This window comes from Chitinophaga solisilvae, from assembly GCF_009928525.1.
Taxonomy (GTDB): domain Bacteria; phylum Bacteroidota; class Bacteroidia; order Chitinophagales; family Chitinophagaceae; genus Chitinophaga; species Chitinophaga solisilvae.
The window spans coordinates 1-12947 of the sequence record NZ_JAABOK010000017.1; the positions used below are offsets into that span (position 1 = coordinate 1).

Annotated in this window: 18 protein-coding genes; 6 read left to right on the forward strand and 12 right to left on the reverse strand. The window is 49.1% G+C overall.

All coding sequences use genetic code 11. The features are described 5' to 3' along the window. Positions 1-3: 3 nt before the first annotated feature. On the reverse strand, positions 4-405 hold the full coding sequence (locus GWG06_RS25675; RefSeq protein ID WP_160717095.1) for a ribosomal maturation YjgA family protein: 402 nt from the start codon (positions 403-405) through the stop codon (positions 4-6). 58 nt (positions 406-463) lie between these two features. Further along, on the reverse strand, positions 464-1066 hold the full coding sequence (locus GWG06_RS25680) for a hypothetical protein (RefSeq protein WP_160717097.1): 603 nt from the start codon (positions 1064-1066) through the stop codon (positions 464-466). A gap of 67 nt (positions 1067-1133) precedes the next feature. On the opposite strand from GWG06_RS25680, the gene GWG06_RS25685 reads away from it, so the two are divergent. Further along, positions 1134-1778 (forward strand): YiiX family permuted papain-like enzyme, encoded by a 645-nt coding sequence (locus GWG06_RS25685; protein WP_160717099.1) that lies wholly within the window; start codon positions 1134-1136, stop codon positions 1776-1778. Positions 1779-1790: 12 nt separating this feature from the next. Here GWG06_RS25685 and GWG06_RS25690 read toward each other — a convergent pair whose 3' ends face one another. The 3 genes from GWG06_RS25690 to GWG06_RS25700 are packed head-to-tail and all read right to left on the reverse strand — an operon-like array spanning position 1791 to position 4392. Continuing rightward, positions 1791-2819 carry an MlaD family protein gene (locus GWG06_RS25690; RefSeq protein WP_160717101.1) on the reverse strand — a complete coding sequence of 343 codons (1029 nt, stop codon included), beginning with the start codon at positions 2817-2819 and terminating at the stop codon, positions 1791-1793. Positions 2820-2822: 3 nt separating this feature from the next. Next, positions 2823-3596: an ABC transporter ATP-binding protein gene (locus GWG06_RS25695; RefSeq protein WP_160717103.1), complete on the reverse strand. Its 774-nt coding sequence runs from the start codon at positions 3594-3596 to the stop codon at positions 2823-2825. Position 3597: 1 nt separating this feature from the next. Further along, positions 3598-4392, reverse strand: a complete 795-nt coding sequence (locus GWG06_RS25700; RefSeq protein ID WP_127038903.1) for an MlaE family ABC transporter permease — start codon at positions 4390-4392, stop codon at positions 3598-3600. 131 nt (positions 4393-4523) lie between these two features. On the opposite strand from GWG06_RS25700, the gene GWG06_RS25705 reads away from it, so the two are divergent. Beyond that, on the forward strand, positions 4524-5108 hold the full coding sequence (locus GWG06_RS25705; protein ID WP_158631478.1) for a Crp/Fnr family transcriptional regulator: 585 nt from the start codon (positions 4524-4526) through the stop codon (positions 5106-5108). Positions 5109-5198: 90 nt separating this feature from the next. Further along, on the forward strand, positions 5199-5654 hold the full coding sequence (locus GWG06_RS25710; RefSeq protein WP_235938536.1) for a DoxX family protein: 456 nt from the start codon (positions 5199-5201) through the stop codon (positions 5652-5654). A 17-nt stretch (positions 5655-5671) separates the two neighbouring features. On the opposite strand, the gene GWG06_RS25715 is transcribed toward GWG06_RS25710, so the two are convergent. From GWG06_RS25715 to GWG06_RS25745, 7 genes are all read right to left on the reverse strand, one after another. After that, the gene (locus GWG06_RS25715) at positions 5672-6163 is read right to left on the reverse strand and encodes a GNAT family N-acetyltransferase (RefSeq protein ID WP_127038909.1); all 492 of its coding nucleotides are present in this window, start codon (positions 6161-6163) and stop codon (positions 5672-5674) included. An 83-nt stretch (positions 6164-6246) separates the two neighbouring features. After that, the gene (locus GWG06_RS25720; protein ID WP_235938538.1) at positions 6247-6732 is read right to left on the reverse strand and encodes a MarR family winged helix-turn-helix transcriptional regulator; all 486 of its coding nucleotides are present in this window, start codon (positions 6730-6732) and stop codon (positions 6247-6249) included. A gap of 17 nt (positions 6733-6749) precedes the next feature. Continuing rightward, the gene (locus GWG06_RS25725) at positions 6750-7727 is read right to left on the reverse strand and encodes a hypothetical protein (protein ID WP_160717105.1); all 978 of its coding nucleotides are present in this window, start codon (positions 7725-7727) and stop codon (positions 6750-6752) included. Between the two features lie 70 nt (positions 7728-7797). Then, positions 7798-8958: a glycoside hydrolase family 172 protein gene (locus GWG06_RS25730; RefSeq protein ID WP_127038915.1), complete on the reverse strand. Its 1161-nt coding sequence runs from the start codon at positions 8956-8958 to the stop codon at positions 7798-7800. Positions 8959-9081: 123 nt separating this feature from the next. Then, on the reverse strand, positions 9082-9513 hold the full coding sequence (locus GWG06_RS25735) for a MarR family winged helix-turn-helix transcriptional regulator (RefSeq protein ID WP_127038918.1): 432 nt from the start codon (positions 9511-9513) through the stop codon (positions 9082-9084). A gap of 27 nt (positions 9514-9540) precedes the next feature. Next, positions 9541-10218, reverse strand: a complete 678-nt coding sequence (locus GWG06_RS25740; protein ID WP_160717107.1) for a type 1 glutamine amidotransferase domain-containing protein — start codon at positions 10216-10218, stop codon at positions 9541-9543. Positions 10219-10230: 12 nt separating this feature from the next. After that, positions 10231-10656, reverse strand: coding sequence for an organic hydroperoxide resistance protein (locus GWG06_RS25745; RefSeq protein WP_160717109.1), 426 nt, complete (start codon positions 10654-10656; stop codon positions 10231-10233). A gap of 339 nt (positions 10657-10995) precedes the next feature. Here GWG06_RS25745 and GWG06_RS25750 point away from each other — a divergent pair, with 339 nt between their 5' ends. The 3 genes from GWG06_RS25750 to GWG06_RS25760 are packed head-to-tail and all read left to right on the forward strand — an operon-like array spanning position 10996 to position 12914. Next, entirely contained in the window at positions 10996-11844 is an 849-nt protein-coding gene (locus GWG06_RS25750) for a TIGR02452 family protein (RefSeq protein ID WP_160717111.1), read from the forward strand. Beyond that, a complete protein-coding gene (locus GWG06_RS25755; RefSeq protein ID WP_160717113.1) occupies positions 11834-12391 on the forward strand; it encodes an NADAR family protein in 558 nt (185 codons plus the stop codon). The genes GWG06_RS25750 and GWG06_RS25755 overlap by 11 nt, the downstream gene beginning before the upstream one ends. Then, the gene (locus tag GWG06_RS25760; protein ID WP_127035884.1) at positions 12381-12914 is read left to right on the forward strand and encodes an RNA 2'-phosphotransferase; all 534 of its coding nucleotides are present in this window, start codon (positions 12381-12383) and stop codon (positions 12912-12914) included. The genes GWG06_RS25755 and GWG06_RS25760 overlap by 11 nt, the downstream gene beginning before the upstream one ends. The last annotated feature ends 33 nt before the right edge of the window (positions 12915-12947 follow it).

Consider the following 12947-nt stretch of genomic DNA (forward strand, 5'->3'; position numbering starts at 1 on the left):
TAATTATTTTATGGCTTGTTTAAAAAAAACTGTCTCCAGCAAAACAGATAATCCCCATGCAAGGAGTGTACCTGCCGCGTAGCATACGCAGTCGCTCCACAGGAAGCCGTGGCCAAGCAGGATGCCCAGCGGCGTGTTACGCAGGTCTACTGCCCATTGTGCCTGGTACAGCTGCTGTACTTCTATGGCGAAGCATACCAGGTAGTTGATAATTGCAATTTTGTATAAGGGTTTCAATGGATACAGAAAACGGATGCCGAAAAAGATGCAGGTGGCGGAGAAGACATCGCCGCCATAAATGCGGATTATTTCCGGAAAGTATTGCGGCGCCCATCTGGTGGCTAGTCCCAGGGGAATGTTCAGCAGGATCAGTATCAGGTATAACCAGCGTCTTTTTGTTTTCATCTGTATAGGTTCAGCGGCGAATATACGTTTTAAAGGAACAGGTACAACGAAGGAAGACTCAGGGAAAGCGCCGGTCCAGCCGGATAACAAAGCTGACAGCTTCTTCCAGCATACAACCGCCGCTATCCAGCTGGTATAGCACGGCATCCTGGCGGAATTCTTTCCTGATCACCAGGATATGGCTTTCTGTAATTGCGCCGATGTTGTCTTTATCAAGTAATATCAGGCTGTCCTGCAGCGTGTACCGGCCACGGTAATGATCAGTTCCCAGGGCATAGGAACTGAGTTTGTAGGTACCATCTTCCCGCAGCTCCAGGGAGGCGCCGCTGTTTTCCTGTCCGTCTGTACCGGCAAACAACAGGGTAGGGCTGCTGTCGCGCAGTTGGAGGAGTGCCAGCGTAGCGCTGGTAAGTCCTGTAAAAAGTATAGCCGTTACCGTTGGCAGCAGTTGTTGCCATTGCCGTTGCTGCAGAAATTTTTCTATATCGTTGACGGCTGTCAGTATGGTTATTGTTGCAGCGGCGGCCAGCAGGAGGGTATTAATCTCCTTATCGAAAATAAAAGTGTGATCAGCATTGTGTATAAGCCGGAAAGAGAGGACCATACCGGTAACGGCAATAAACAGCACCCTGAAGGTATATGGTCTCCGTGTAAGTAGCATAGTGTTGACGACAGTGATAGGCAAGGCAAGTTAGACAGAAAATCGTATCATTACAAAAAGAAATCGTATGTCATCAGGCAAAAGAAGATGGGTAAAGACGGGGCTGTTATTGGCCGGGATGCTGACGGGTAGCCATTTACAGGCGCAACCGGCAGCCGGACTACGGGAAAGCCTGCACGAAGGAGATATTATCTTCCAGGAATCGGTTTCAGATTTCAGCACTGCCATACAGCTGGCTACTCATTCCAGGTACAGCCATTGCGGGCTGCTTTTCAAAAAGGAAGGTCAGTGGTATGTATATGAAGCTATTGAACCTGTAGGGGCTGCTCCTTTGCAGGAGTGGATTGCCCGCGGACGAAAGCAGCATTACGTGGTAAAGCGCCTGAAGGGAGCTGACAGCTTACTGACGCCGCCGGTACTGGAAAAGCTGCTGTCGGCAGGTAAACAGTATGCAGGCAGGCATTATGATTTCTATTTCGGCTGGTCTGATGAAAGAATATATTGTTCGGAACTGGTATGGAAGATGTATAAGGAAGCCACCGGCCTGGAGCTGGGAACGTTGCAGCAATTCAGGGATTTTGACCTGACGCACCCGGCTGTAAAAAAACAGATGAAAAGTATCTATGGCAATCATATTCCGCTGGAGGAAAAAATAATTTCACCGGTCAGCATGTTCAATTCCCCCTTGCTGGTGAAGGTGAGCAGCAACTAAACGGTGCAGCGCCTACTGGCCCTGCACCTTGTTCAATTCTTTTGCTTTGGCCTCCTGCTCTTTTCTTTCGCGTTTGGCTTGTTTCCTGAAATATCCCCTGAAGAGGAAGTTATGTTTCAATGCTTCCATGTTCTGATCCAGTTTGGAAGTGCTGCCTTCCAGATTGGTAATGATTTTTTTCAGTCCTGCCGCAGCTTCCTGGTCATGCAGTAATACACCGGCGGGCGACTGGTCATTATTAATATTCTGACTGATGGTATTGCTGGCAGACTTCAGGTCGGCCACCACGCCGTTGGCTTTTTGGGCCGCCTCCTGCATCTGGGCAACGGTGGCGCGCAGGTTATGAAATACAACGGTATCAGTAATCAGGTCATTGGATAAGGCGCCTTTGGTACGCAGCCGGGCAGCATAATCTGCCAGGCCGTCGGTGAGGCGTTGCGTATTGGCTGCTGTAGCTTTCAGGTTGGTCAGGGTTGCCTGTACGTCTTTGTAGGCCGACTCGTCTGTCAGCAGTTTGCCGATAGTACCTTTGCCTTCAACAAGTTGCTGGGTAATGGTTTTCAGGTTGCCGGTAATGGTAACCAGGTTTTCATTGTTGACCTGCAGGGTAGCCATAATATTATCCGGACTGAGTGCAGGCACTACCGGGATTACATCACCACTTTCAATGGCAGGTGCTGTTTCGGTACCGCCGGACAGCACAATAATTTTATTACCGATCAATCCATCGGAGCCCACCTTGGCTGTAACATCCTTATGAATGAACTGCCGGGAGCTTTTATCAATATTCATGATAACTTCTATCTGATCGTGCCTGGTAAAGGTGATCTTCTTTACCGTGCCTACTTTTACGCCGGCATACCAGATATTGTTGCCGGCAGCAAGTCCGTTAATGTCTTTAAACACGGCGCTTACTCTCACGGACTTCACAAATGTTTTGCGTTGTCCGCCCAGTACCAGAACGCCTGTAACGAAAATGAGCAAGCCCAGGAAAATGAAAATGCCTACGATAACTGTCCGTTTGTTGCTTTCTTTACTCATAGCTTACTGTATGAAGTTGTATTGATAAAAACTTTGAATCAGATCATTTTCTGTCCGGAAAACCTCGTCAAAAGCGCCTTTGGCAACGAATTTTCCTTCCTGCATGACAGCGATGCTGTCGCCGGTTTCCTTGGCGCAGGTCAGGTCATGGGTGATGATGATGGAGCTGGTATTAAACCTGCGCTGCACTTCATTGATGAGATTATTGATTTCGGTACTGGTGATAGGATCCAGGCCGGCAGTGGGTTCATCGTACAGCATGATCTGTGGTTTCAGTATCAGGGTACGGGCAATGCCTATACGTTTTTTCTGGCCGCCGGAGAGTTCCGCCGGCATCTGATTAACGGCCTGTGATAACCCTACTGCATCGAGTACAATATCCACCATCCTGCGTACCTGATCGTTACTGATTTTTTTGTTGTTACGGCGCAGGGGGAAGGCAAGATTTTCCCCGACGGTCATGCTGTCGTACAGTGCGCTGCTCTGGAAAGAGAAGCCTACCTGCATACGCAGCTCCCGCAGCTCCGCGCTGTTCAGGTGACTTACATCCTGCCCCAGTACACTGACGGTACCGGAATCGGGATAGAGGAGTCCGACAATAATTTTAATCAGCACGGATTTACCGGTACCGGAGCGTCCCAGTACCACTACGTTTTCGCCTTTGTGCACATCCAGGTCCACACCCCGCAGTACATGATTGGGGCCGAATGATTTGTAGAGATCCCTGATGGAGATCACCACTTCATTCATGTCTATATCCGGGTTACGTTGTTTCATTTTATCGCAGCGAATTTACAACCTGAACAATGATTACTTCTTCTATAAAAATGAGGAACATGGAAATTACCACAGAGGTATTGGCAGCTTTACCCACGCCCTGTGTGCCTTGTGTAGCATGATATCCCTGATAGCAGCTGACGATGCCGATGGTAAAACCGTAGGCCATTGCCTTGAACGTAGAAGCGGCAAAGTCCAGGAAGGTAATATCATTGAATGCCTTGAGAAAAAAAGTGGTGATGCTCAGCTGTTCATTCAGGTGAACATCGAGATAGGATCCCATGAGGCCAACCAGCGCCGTGTATGCCATCAGTATGGGCAAACATACGGTGGTAGCCAGTACCCGGGTGACGACCAGGTATTTGAACGGATTGATGGCAGATACTTCCATGGCATCTATCTGTTCGGTTACCTTCATGGAGCCCAGTTCTGCACCTATGCTGGAACCTACCTTACCGGCGCATATCAGTGCCGTTACCAGCGGCGCCAGCGCCCTGATGATGGCAATTGCCACGAGCGACGGCAGCCAGGAGGTAGCGCCGAATTCAGAGAGCGACGGCCTGGATTGTTTGGTGAATACAAGTCCTGTAATAAAGCCTGTGAGACTGATGAGGGCCAGGGACTTATAACCTACCTGGTAGCATTGCCGTACAAATTCGCGCCGCTCGAACGGCAGCCGGCATAATTCCCGGAAAAAGCGGGCTACAAAGGTCCAGGTGTTGTAAACGCCGAGAAAAAATGCGTCTATACCTGCTGTAATCAATGGTTTGTCTGGTTGCCCGTTGCTGGAATCCATTTACCGTTTTTTAACTGATGTTCAAACTAAGAAAATCTATGGTCCAATAATATTACAAAAAACGTTCTCTTTTGTTATCCGGACGCACTTTATCTGCATATTTTATGCCTCAGTATTTTTACATTTGCGGTATGTATCAACCTATTCTGGACCATATCGCAGGGTATGTATCGCTAAGCCCGCAGGAACAGGAATTATGCTGTTCCCTTTTTACCCAAAGAAAATTTAAAAAGTATCAGTTTCTGCTGCAGGAAGGAAACATCTGCCAGTATGATTATTTCGTTATCACTGGCTGCCTGCGGCAGTATGAAGTGAATGATGACGGAAGGGAATATGTAGTGCAGTTTGCGTTCGAAAACTGGTGGATTGCCGACTGGCAAAGTATGCTGCATAATAAGCCCAGTATTTTCAATATTGATGCGCTGGAATCATCAGAAGTACTCATGATTGAAAAAAATGACCTGGACCGGTTATTCCGTGAGATACCCGCAATGGATACTTATTTCCGCAAAATGATGACCAGCGCCTTCCTTTCACTGCAACGCCGCCTCCTGTTCCAGCAGAAAACAGCGGAAGAAAGATATGCCGATTTCTTTAATACCTATGGCCATTTTGAGCAGCGGATCTCCCAGCAGCACATTGCGTCCTACCTGGGCATTACCCGGGAAACACTGAGCCGTATTAAGAGCCAGCATGTCCGTCAGCTGAAACCATGATGTGATAAATATCACATGATTTATTTATCAAATGTCACGTGATTGTACCGTGTTTTTGCGCCAATTTTGAGTCATAAAACTGAAAGCAAAATGGACAAAAATTTAATGCAGCAACTGTTTGCAACGGACAATAACCTGACAGGATTCGTATTGCGTGTAACATTAGGACTGGTATTATTCCCTCATGCCGCTCAGAAAATGTTCGGCTGGTTCGGTGGTCCGGGATTATCGGGAGAAATGACGCATATGACAGAACATGCAGGACTGCCTTATCTGGTAGCTGTGCTGGCCATCCTGGTGGAGTGTCTGGGTATGGTACTGCTGGTAACTGGAACAGCTACACGTATTTCAGCAGTGGCTATATTCGGCCTGTTCCTGGGTATGATTGTTTTTATTCACTGGAAAGACGGCTTCTTCATGAACTGGTTTGGTAAGATGCCTGCCGGTGCGGAAGGCTTTGAATATCATCTGCTGGTGCTGGGTATGTGTATTGCCATCTTCATACAGGGGGGCGGACGCTGGTCAGTAGACCGCTTATGGAATTAATCTGCAGGGCGCTTTGTTTAAAGCGCCCTGTGGTAAAAAATGTTGTCTGCCGGCATTCGTGGAAATGCCGGCGGCAACGTTTCCGCAGGTATCTGCTCAAAACCGTTCTTCTCATAAAAACGCATGGCAGCCTGTAACACTGATACGGTGCCAAGATACAGGTGACGGATGCGCTGCTGCGCAGCATAGGTCATCAGCGTTTCCAGCAATGCCTGCCCGATGCCCCATTCCTTGCCCCTGAATTCCTTTCTCACAAACATTTTCCGGATAGCGCCACCGCCGGCCTGATAGGCGATCAGTGCAATGGTGCCTACCAGCTGCTCCCCCTGAAATGCTCCCCAGAAGTTACCACCGGACTGCTGATAATACTGCTCTATGGCCTGCAGGTCCGGTTGTGCTGCCAGGTCTACATTCACCTTGAATTCCTCCTGCTGGATAGGAAGTATCAGATCAATCACTGCTGCTGAAAACTCATTTCCTATCTGCCGGTATGTTATCTGCGTGTTCATACTGAACTTTTTTACAAATATATGTAGTTGACTACATAAATTGAAATATTTTTTTAGGCAGATAAAAGGCAACGGGGTAGTGGTTATGACGATTTTCTACTGATTTCTGCCGCGCGTTCAGCAAGGCTTTTTTCCCGGAAACGGGCTTCCACTTCATTAACGGCCTGCATAATATTATGGGGGGAATGGGTGAGGTCTGTCAGCGCTGCGGCAATGATATCCCAGATAGGTTTAATGGTTTCAACGGTTTTACGGCCCTTGTCGGTCAGGCTAAGCATGCGTTTCCGCGTATCGGTCTTATCTTTTGCAGAGCGTACCAGCCTGAGCGCTTCCAGTTCTTTCAGCAGGCTGATGGTTGACGGGTGCGTATAGCCGATCTCGTTGGCAATCTCCACTACACTCAGCGCATCGTTGATGTAGAGGGAATATACCACCGGGAACCATTTCGGTTCAAAGTCAACGCCATGGGCTTTGTATATCTGAAGTCCGTCCTTGCGCAGCAGCTCTCCCAGGCGTTGCAGCCTGGTGGCCAGCGCCAGGATACCGGATTGATCAATCGCATTTATCATAATGCGAAAATAGGATTTTAGCGGATAGCGATTAACCTGCCCCGGCTGCCATCTTTACGGGCAGTAAAAGCAATCTGTAATTTCTGTCCCGGATGTGCAAGGGAAGCGTCGTTGCTTTCAAATGTCTCCGGGCCTACGCGATACCAGGTTTGCAGCATGCTGCTTTTTCCTACGCGTGCCCAGGCTGTAATTTTTTCCGTGACAACTCCGGTGATGACAATTTTATGCGTGGCACTTTTTACGCTGCGCCTGTACCTGGAAAGTAGAATAATCAGCCCCGCTGCAATGATGGCTGCGGGCGGAATCCAGCCCATCAGCAGCGCCGCTTTACTGAATTTGCTGGTAAAGGAAATAAAGAGATATAATACAAAGAGCAGGATCAGGAAGATGATACCGAGGAGAATAATTTCCTTCATGATAAATTTACGGTCTTCTGCCAGAATAGGTTGTTCAGACACCTGCGCGGGCTGATCTTCGTAGGCAATGTGGAGCATGAAACCGGTATTTTCCTGCAGGGGCGCTACTTCCAGTGTAACGGGTGAACGGTCCAGTCCCATAGCGGAAATCATGCGGCGGCTGTAGCCGGAAGCAGGAGAGGCGCCGTCCTGCACCAGCAGGGGATAGGCTTCCACCGAACGTCCGCCTTCAAATTTGTACCGGATGGTATTACGTGGCGTCAGCTCCATGTGGATCAGTCTTCCTGAATAGGTAACTTTCCGGTTGGCTTTCAGCAGCTCTTCAAAAATATTTCTGAGCTGTCTTTTTTTACGGGAATGATAAAAACAGAAAGTGGCAGTGCCCAGCAGAAAAAGCGTAAATATCCAGAGGCCGGTATCCTGCGGGTGCATACGCAGCAGCCACGCCATGAGCAGACCCATGGTCAGCATCAGCGTGCCGGTAATGATAAAGGCAACAGGCTCAGTATGATTTACATTTCTGAGCGACTGCAATGTCAGCACATCCCTGGCTGACAAAGGGATAGTTTTTTGTTGCATGAAACAATGGAACAGGTTAGGGATTTATGTTTGCTACATGTTATTAACGTAAAATAAGAAAAATTATTAGTTAATTAATTTCAAGTTCATCACGGGAAGGTAATTTCGGGAAAGGCTGATGTGGTTCTGACTGATACCAGTATACAACGGAAGAAATTTCCGAATGCTGCTGCAGGTATCTGCCTCCCTGCCGCCATCCCAGGTCCTGTATGGTTACCCGCAGATCTTTGCTGAACCGCACGGGATCCATGATATGCCAGCGGTACATCCCAAACCGTTGCCGGGCGCGGTAAGTGCCGTCAGGCGTTATCACCTGGTGCAGCCCGGCATAAGGTGTGCAGAAGGCAATGTATTTTCCGCCGCGGTCAAAGTTGTAGGACCCGCAGAAATAATCTTCCGTGCCGGTACCACAGATAGTAGGGAACCTGGCATCGCCGTCCATAAAGAATTTAATTTCACCTTCTCCCCACCAGCCGGAGTTATTGACACCTACGGCCATGTAAGTACCGACGTACTGGCCCTGCCCCCGCACATTGTCCAGCAGCACATAATCGGAAGTGCTGTTCGGATTGGCGCGCCGGAACTGCGCATGAAAATAGGCCGCATCGTCGGGAACATTTGTTAGCGTATAGTCGATCTGGTAGTAAAGGTTCATCGGCTCTGTATTGATATTTTCCATGGTGATGCGGCACTTTTTCCGGAAAGGCATCATCCAGTAGCTGTTGAAGGCGCTGCCGGGATTAACTGTAACCGGCAGGGAATTCAACGGTGCATATTCATTCCAGCCCATACCGAAGAAGTCGCCCACGGGGCATTCTACGGAAGGTTCCTTTTCATCGTCCCAGTAAATGCGCAGGATGCTGTATCGCCAGATGCCGGTAGGGGTCATCCATATGTGCTGAATAGCGCCCGGACCGCTGATTTCTCCCATGGTAAAGGTTTGTCCGGGTTTAATCACTACAAAGGGATTTACCTTCCATCCCTGTCCCAGGTCCCTGGCGGCGTGGGAAGCATTGGCGGTATTAGGGGCGGCATTATCTTTCGGAATGGCCATCCCGCCTTTTCCTTTTTCTCCGGTGAAGTTTTCCGGGCTGATGGAGCGTGTCTGTGCATTTGACAGCCGGTACAGGTTGCCCAGCTGCATATCCAGGCCATTGAAGTTGCCCGCCTGCTGGGCTGTAGCGGACCATACACCCGCCAATAAACTGATCAGTGCAAGAATCTTTCGCATACATAACGTGGTTTAGCAGGCATAAGATAATTTTTTATCCTGATAAATACTATACCTGTGCTACAGAAAAAATGTATGCGGGAAACCGGCTATGTTTTCGTGTATCCGTTATCGTTGCGCCGCTTAATCTTCTTTGTCGTGGCGGTGCAGAATAGGTTCGATGAGGTTTTTGAGGCCGCGCACCTCTTCTTGTGACAGGCCCAGGCTTTGCTGCATCTGTTGCGGAATGCCGGCTGCCTGTTCTTTCAGCGCCGTTCCGGCGGTAGTCAGCTGAATGTTCACTACCCGTTCATCTTCGGTGCTGCGGGTGCGTTTAATCAGTTTCTTGGCTTCCAGTCTTTTCAGCAGCGGCGTAAGTGTGCCGGAATCCAGCATCAGTGCCTGTCCCAGCGCTTTCACAGTCATTGTCCGGTGCTCCCATAGCAGCAGCATTACCAGGTATTGCGGATAGGTAAGATCCAGCTCACCAAGGAATGGCTGATAATGGGAGGTCACCAGTCTTGACAATGCATATACCGGAAAGCAGAGCTGATTGGATAATTTGAGTTGTTTCAATTTCTTGCCTGATTTAACAACGCAAATCTACGCTAATGTTTCCAGTAATATTTTGGCGGCTGCTTCGGAGGAAGCGGGATTCTGTCCTGTAATCAGCAGTCCGTCGCGCAGGGCATAGGACTGCCAGTCGGCCGCCTTGCTGTAAATGCCGCCATTGCTTTTCAGTTCATCTTCCACCAGGAAAGGCACCACATGCGTCAGCTGTACGGCAGCTTCTTCGCTGTTGCTGAAACCGGTTACTTCCCTGCCTTTAACCAGTGGTTCGCCGTTGGTGTCTTTTACCTTACGCAATACGCCGGGGGCGTGGCATACGAAGGCTACCGGTTTATGCTGACTGTAAAAATTGCCGATGAGGGCAATGGAGTTGGGATCGTTGGCCAGGTCCCACAACGGGCCGTGGCCGCCAGGGTAAAATACCGCGTCATAATCTGCGGCATCTGCTTCCTGGAGTTTAATGGTGTGCGCCAGTTTGTTTTTTAGTGCTGCATCCTGGTCAAACCGGCGGGTGGCTTCCGTCTGGAAGTCTGGCAGCTCGCTTTTGGGATCCACCGGCGGCTGCCCGCCTTTAGGAGAAGCCAGGGTGATATCGGCTCCTGCATCTGCCAGTATGTAATACGGAGCAGCAAATTCTTCAATCCAGAAGCCTGTCTTCTGACCTGTATTGCCCAGCTGATCGTGGGAGGTCAGTACCATCAGAATTTTCATACCATGTCTTTTTTAAATGAGTGCAAGCGTTACCTCTATATTACCGCGGGTAGCATTGGAATAAGGACATATCTGGTGTGCTTTTTCCATTAATTCCTGCGCTGTCTGCGGATCGGTATCAGGAATATGTACTCCCAACCTTACAGATAACCCATAACCTCCGGAATTGTTTTTACCAATACTTACCTCTGCCGTAACACTGGTTGTGCCGGTTTTTACCTGTTGCGAGCGGATAGCGAGGTTGAGCGCACTGTCAAAGCAGGCTGCATAACCGGCGGCAAACAGCTGCTCCGGGTTGGTGTAGTTGTTGTTTTGTCCACCCAGCTCTCTGGGCATCCGTACTTCGAGCGCCAGGATACCGTCTGAAGAAGCTACGTGTCCGTTTCTGCCGCCGGTGGCTGTGGCTGCTGCCGTATATAATGTCTCTGTCAATGTCATGGTATTAAATTTTAATTGTGTAAAATTAAATTGTGTGCAATTTAAAACCAAATTTATTTTTGAATTATGAATTACGAATGATGAATTGCGAGTGAAACGCGAAGATGTAAGCGGATAAGCAGAGATGATGTATTAAAATCCAAATTCTTTATCCGCTTACACTTCGCGTTTCACTCGCAATTCATCATTCGTAATTCGTAATTCAAAAAAAATTACCATTGTATTTAAAAAATCGTTTACTTTGCGTCAAATTGACGTAAACAATAAAAGACCCGCCCATACCGCAAAAGGAGCAGTTAACCCTGACAGCACATTTCCGGATGGGAACAACGAACGATTATGAAAAGAAAGACAAGAGCAGGAACAGCACGCGAAACCGTAGATATACTCGAAGAAGGCAGCTATACCAACAGCCGGGATAAGATCATCAGCCTGCAGCCGGCATTGAAATATGCGGTAGAAAACACCGTACGCTATTACCCGGAAGATGGCGGATTGCTGCAAAACGTTACAGGACCTGCTTTTCCGCAGACAATTATAGAAGTGACACCGGAAACTACTTTTGCGGCAGCGCACCGGCTTGTTGTACAGGAACAGCTGGAAAATGTATGCTGCCTGAACTTTGCCTCCGCTAAAAACCCCGGTGGCGGCTTCCTGAAAGGCAGCCAGGCGCAGGAGGAAAGCCTGGCCCGCGCAAGTGCGCTGTACAGCTGCCTGGGCAGTCAGCCGGATTTTTATCTTACCAATCGTGCGCATCCGTCCTGCCTGTATACAGACAACATCCTGTTTTCCCCGCAGGTGCCCGTATTCCGGAATGATGCGGATGAGCTGCTCGATAATTACTACTGTGTGTCGGTTATCACAGCACCGGCAGTAAATACAGGCGCTGTGAAATTTAAGGAACCGCAGCATGTGGACAGCATAGCACCGGTGATGCTGGACCGTATTGAAAGGCTGCTGGCCATCGCCGTGGCACAACGGCAATCCACCCTGATACTCGGCGCCTGGGGATGCGGTGTATTCAGAAACAAACCGGAAGATGTAGCCACCTGGTTCGCCGCTCACCTGCTGGATAACCCGCGGTTCAGGCATGCCTTCTCCCGGATTGTCTTTGCGATATACGACAGCTCAGATGAAAAACAGACATTGAAAACTTTTGAAAGTAAATTCTCCGCTCATGTTATATAATAATGAATGGCTCATCGCAAAATATGAAGCCAAGGAAAAATTAAAGTTCCTGTTCTTCTGGGGGCACCAGGCTTCTCCGGACGGCAGCATTACCAAAAGCTGTTTCAGCCAGTGGTGGCCTGCCGCCTTTGGAGAAAACGGTATCTCCTACGGCACCGCCGAACACTGGATGATGGCTGGTAAAGCACGCCTGTTCAATGACATGCCCGTACTGGAAAAAATCATACAGGCTAAAACCCCTGCCGCAGCAAAAAAACTGGGCCGGCAGGTGAAAAATTTCGATCCCGCCATCTGGAACGAGCATAAATTTAATATCGTGACAGCCGGTAACATCCTGAAATTTTCCCAGCATCCTGCGCTGAAAGAATTTTTATTGCAGACAGGAAACAGGATACTGGTAGAAGCCAGCCCTGTAGATAAAATCTGGGGAATAGGGATGAAGGCCGATCATGAACATATAGAAAACCCCCTCCGCTGGAAAGGACAGAACCTGCTCGGATACGCCCTGATGGCTGCGAGGGATAAATTAAACAACAATGGAAAATAAATCTCTCAGTAAATTCCTGAGTCTTATACTGCGGCACAGCCCTCAAACTATCGGACTGCAGCTGGATGCAAACGGATGGGCAGATGTGGCCACCCTCATTACGCTGGCCAACGGCAAAGGAAAGCGCTTCTCCGGAAAGGACCTGGAACAGGTGGTAGCCACATGCGATAAACAACGCTTTGCCTTCAATGATGATAAAACCCGCATCCGCGCCAACCAGGGCCATTCGGTAAAAGTGGCGCTGGATCTGGAAGCAGCAGCGCCGCCGGAGTTCCTGTATCACGGCACGGTAGGAAAATTCCTGCAAAACATCCGCCGCGAAGGCCTGCTGAAAATGAGCCGGCACCATGTACATTTATCAGCTGCCAGGGAAACGGCTGCCACTGTGGGGTCCCGGCGTGGAATCCCGGTAATACTGACTGTGAGAAGCGGTCAGATGCACCGCGACGGACTCCTTTTCTTCAGATCCGAAAATAATGTCTGGTTAACTGATCATGTGCCGCCTGATTATATTGAATCCTGAAAATGACATCGTACATTTGCCGGCTTCATTAAA

Bases quoted from the DNA above. Each gene is read 5' to 3' on its own strand.
- GWG06_RS25675 (WP_160717095.1), bottom strand. From the start codon at position 405: ATGAAAACAAAAAGACGCTGGTTATACCTGATACTGATCCTGCTGAAC.
- GWG06_RS25680 (WP_160717097.1), bottom strand. From the start codon at position 1,066: ATGCTACTTACACGGAGACCATATACCTTCAGGGTGCTGTTTATTGCC.
- GWG06_RS25685 (WP_160717099.1), top strand. From the start codon at position 1,134: ATGTCATCAGGCAAAAGAAGATGGGTAAAGACGGGGCTGTTATTGGCC.
- GWG06_RS25690 (WP_160717101.1), bottom strand. From the start codon at position 2,819: ATGAGTAAAGAAAGCAACAAACGGACAGTTATCGTAGGCATTTTCATT.
- GWG06_RS25695 (WP_160717103.1), bottom strand. From the start codon at position 3,596: ATGAAACAACGTAACCCGGATATAGACATGAATGAAGTGGTGATCTCC.
- GWG06_RS25700 (WP_127038903.1), bottom strand. From the start codon at position 4,392: ATGGATTCCAGCAACGGGCAACCAGACAAACCATTGATTACAGCAGGT.
- GWG06_RS25705 (WP_158631478.1), top strand. From the start codon at position 4,524: ATGTATCAACCTATTCTGGACCATATCGCAGGGTATGTATCGCTAAGC.
- GWG06_RS25710 (WP_235938536.1), top strand. From the start codon at position 5,199: ATGGACAAAAATTTAATGCAGCAACTGTTTGCAACGGACAATAACCTG.
- GWG06_RS25715 (WP_127038909.1), bottom strand. From the start codon at position 6,163: ATGAACACGCAGATAACATACCGGCAGATAGGAAATGAGTTTTCAGCA.
- GWG06_RS25720 (WP_235938538.1), bottom strand. From the start codon at position 6,732: ATGATAAATGCGATTGATCAATCCGGTATCCTGGCGCTGGCCACCAGG.
- GWG06_RS25725 (WP_160717105.1), bottom strand. From the start codon at position 7,727: ATGCAACAAAAAACTATCCCTTTGTCAGCCAGGGATGTGCTGACATTG.
- GWG06_RS25730 (WP_127038915.1), bottom strand. From the start codon at position 8,958: ATGCGAAAGATTCTTGCACTGATCAGTTTATTGGCGGGTGTATGGTCC.
- GWG06_RS25740 (WP_160717107.1), bottom strand. From the start codon at position 10,218: ATGAAAATTCTGATGGTACTGACCTCCCACGATCAGCTGGGCAATACA.
- GWG06_RS25745 (WP_160717109.1), bottom strand. From the start codon at position 10,656: ATGACATTGACAGAGACATTATATACGGCAGCAGCCACAGCCACCGGC.
- GWG06_RS25750 (WP_160717111.1), top strand. From the start codon at position 10,996: ATGAAAAGAAAGACAAGAGCAGGAACAGCACGCGAAACCGTAGATATA.
- GWG06_RS25755 (WP_160717113.1), top strand. From the start codon at position 11,834: ATGTTATATAATAATGAATGGCTCATCGCAAAATATGAAGCCAAGGAA.
- GWG06_RS25760 (WP_127035884.1), top strand. From the start codon at position 12,381: ATGGAAAATAAATCTCTCAGTAAATTCCTGAGTCTTATACTGCGGCAC.